General features: G+C 66.4%; 3 protein-coding genes. 2 read left to right on the forward strand and 1 reads right to left on the reverse strand.

Annotated features, from left to right (window positions below; genetic code table 11):
- Window positions 1–302 (reverse strand): hypothetical protein (locus FHW94_RS22950; protein WP_168558152.1); only part of this gene is annotated, 302 nt, incomplete at its 3' end.
- Between the two features lie 159 nt (window positions 303–461).
- Here FHW94_RS22950 and FHW94_RS22955 point away from each other — a divergent pair.
- Both FHW94_RS22955 and FHW94_RS22960 read left to right on the forward strand, forming a co-directional pair.
- Entirely contained in the window at window positions 462–1184 is a 723-nt protein-coding gene (locus FHW94_RS22955) for a response regulator (RefSeq protein ID WP_168353093.1), read from the forward strand.
- A gap of 5 nt (window positions 1185–1189) precedes the next feature.
- On the forward strand, window positions 1190–2226 hold a 1037-nt coding region (locus FHW94_RS22960; RefSeq protein ID WP_349237591.1), incomplete at its 3' end, for a histidine kinase dimerization/phospho-acceptor domain-containing protein.

Here is a 2226-nt window from a genome sequence, read left to right on the forward strand (position 1 = left end):
CTGGTCGAGCGGCCCCAGGTCTGGCCGTTGTTGGTGGTGTGCGTGGCGCCGCCCGAATAGGTGCCATTGACCCAGCTACCACCGCGCGTCGTCGTGGCGCCCATACCCGAATTGGTCTGGATGCCGCGGGTCACACTTGTGCTGCCAGGCTGGCGGTCGACGCTACGCGACAGGGTGCCGCCACGGCCGCCAGTACCCTGGACCGAAACCGCGCCGCCACGCGGCCGCGCTTGCACAGGAACAGCGGCAAGGCTGGCGGCGACGGTAGCGCCGGCAACGAGAGCGATAGCAAATTTCTTCATGGCAAATCTCCAAAAAGTGGATCGGCCGTTCTCGTCCGATACCGTCAATCTGGAATGTCGGTGTAACCCCTTTGCGAGCGGCGGATGAGCGTGTGTGAAGAAATGTAATCATGCCGATCGTCACTTTTCCTCGCCGCGTCCCACAAGCATGATGGGCCTATGGACAGCCAGACCGTCATTGCCGTCGTCGAGGACGATCCCGAGATCGGCCCCCTAGTTGCAGCCCTTTTGCGACGGGAGGGGTTCGAGGCGGAATTGTGCCCGACGGGCGAAGCATTCGACCGCCTGCGCGCGCGACGGCGGGTCGATCTCGTCGTGCTCGACGTCATGCTGCCGGGCGAGGACGGGCTTTCGATCTGCCGCCGGCTCCAGGCGGAGGGCGAAGTGCCCGTGCTGATGGTTACTGCGCGCGGCGATGACATCGACCGCATCGTCGGGCTGGAGATCGGCGCCGACGACTATCTGCCCAAGCCGTTCAACCCGCGCGAGCTGGTGGCCAGGGTCCGCGCGATCCTGCGCCGCACCCGAGACAGGCATCGGGTTGCCCCCATGCCAGCCGCCGAGGAACGCTGGCGTTTCGAAGGGTTCGAGCTCGATCTGGCGCGACGGACGCTGATCGATCCTGCAAGTAGGGAAATCGAGCTCACTGGGGGTGAATTCGACCTGCTTGCGGCCTTCGTGCGCCATCCACGGCGGGTGCTTTCGCGCGATCAATTGCTAGACTGGACGCGCGGGCGCGATGCGCAGCCCTTCGACCGCGCGATCGACGTGCAAGTGGGCAAACTGCGTCGGAAGCTGGAAGCTCATCCGGTTGGAGCAGGCCTGATCAAGACGGTGCGCGGCGGGGGCTATTCTCTTGCCGCCCAAGTAGAGCGTGGTTGAGCACCATGCAGCGCGGCACGCTCTCCTTCCGCATCACGGTGTTGCTGGTCGGCAGTTTCGTCCTGCTGCAGCTTGCGGTGTTCGCATTGACATGGACGCCCGGACGGGATGAGCCTTCGGGCGGTGGCGGCCTTCCCAGCGTCGCGCAAGTGCGCGCGATGGTCGATCTGATCGCGGCCGTGCCTCCGCCACGCCGCGTCGCGGCCGCGAAGGCGTTCGACGGCGCGCTCTATCACGTGTTGGTCCAAGGCGGCCCGCTGCCCGCCACGGTTGAAAGCGCGCAGGCCATGAACATCGGCCGCGTCTACAGCAGGGGATTGCCTGGATATCGCCTGTCCGTAACCGGACGTGCGGCACGGTTTCGCAGGCTGGCGCGATTGAACCCCTGGCCTGGATGGATGTCCGATCCCCTCGCCATCCATGTCGCTCTGGGCGGCGACGAGCCGGCCACGCTGACGATCGAGAGCCAACCGTCACAGCAGGTTCGCACCCTGCTTCGCCAGCGCGCGGCGCTCCTGGGGGTTGGGGGGATCGCGGCGCTGGTGGCGCTGGCCTTCGCGGTGCGGGCGACAACGCAGCCGATGGCGCGGCTCGCCCGCGATATCCGCACCTATCGCGGCGAACCGGATTCCCCCGATCTCGCCGTCGCAGGTTCTCCCGAACTGCGCGAGCTGGCGCAGGCCTATAACGAGATGAAGGGCCGTATTACCGAGCTGATGGCCGAGCGCACCCGTGTCCTTGCCGCAATCGCGCACGACATGCGCACCTATATCACTCGCATCCGCCTGCGAGCCGAGTTCATCGACGACGCGGAGCAGCGTGAACGCGCCGCGCGCGACCTCGACGAGATGGCGGCCCTGCTCGAAGACACGTTGCTCCTCGCTCGGGCCGAGGCCAGCAGGGCCGGGATGCGACGGTCCTTGGATCTCGCCGCCGAGTTGCGCCGCGCCGTGGAAATTCACCAGGAAATGGGCGATGCCGTAGTTTTGTCGCTTTCGGTCGAGCAGGCAAGCGTTGTCGCCGCGCCGCTTGCGGTACGCCG

Source organism: Novosphingobium sp. SG720 (genome assembly GCF_012275365.1).
Classification (GTDB): domain Bacteria; phylum Pseudomonadota; class Alphaproteobacteria; order Sphingomonadales; family Sphingomonadaceae; genus Novosphingobium; species Novosphingobium rhizosphaerae.

Excerpts from the sequence above, each read along its gene's own strand:
- FHW94_RS22955 (WP_168353093.1), top strand. The coding sequence starts at position 462 with ATGGACAGCCAGACCGTCATTGCCGTCGTCGAGGACGATCCCGAGATC.